This is a genomic window from Arthrobacter sp. H14 (assembly GCF_000520495.1).
Classification (GTDB): domain Bacteria; phylum Actinomycetota; class Actinomycetes; order Actinomycetales; family Micrococcaceae; genus Arthrobacter_C.
Window position 1 is genome coordinate 28,339 of the sequence record NZ_KI914678.1, and the last position, 501, is coordinate 28,839.

The window sequence follows — 501 nt, forward strand, 5'->3', positions numbered from 1 at the left end:
GCGCCACGATCTCCAATTTCCTCTTGCAGGGTTGATTTTTCATCACCGCCGGTGCCTGCAGGCGCCGATGAGGTGGTGGGCGTGGCCGACGATCCCGGTGATTCCTGCGCTGCGGCCGGCCCCGCCAGCGCAAGGGTACCGGTGATGAGGGCCGCTGCCGTGCAGAAGACAGTCACCCATTCCTTCAGGTACCGACTCCCCGGACCCGCTGGTCCGGGCCCAGGGGCTTCCGTGCTGGTTTCTGGGTTCATGCGTTCGGCTCCAGTGGATAAGGTGTGCTGCTTTCTTCCGCCACCCTCGAGTGGGGGGACGGGAGGGAACAGTCGTTGCGGGTCTGTGTGGGATATTGTTCAGAATTTTTGGTTGTAGCGGTACAGGAAGGCGGCCATCGCGTCCCGGTTAATCGGCTCCAGCGGACGATAGGTGCCATCGGGCCAACCAGTGGTGATACCGGCGCCGGCGGCCCACATGATCTCCTCTGCAAACTTTGTCTCCGAATTC

2 protein-coding genes are annotated in these 501 nt (G+C 62.5%); both read right to left on the reverse strand.

The window, feature by feature from the left end; all coding sequences use genetic code 11:
• The coding region (locus tag Y707_RS32285) for a hypothetical protein (RefSeq protein WP_216699288.1) at positions 1 to 251 on the reverse strand (251 nt) is incomplete at its 3' end.
• Between the two features lie 99 nt (positions 252 to 350).
• The coding region (locus Y707_RS30105) for an S-layer homology domain-containing protein (protein WP_081744970.1) at positions 351 to 501 on the reverse strand (151 nt) is incomplete at its 5' end.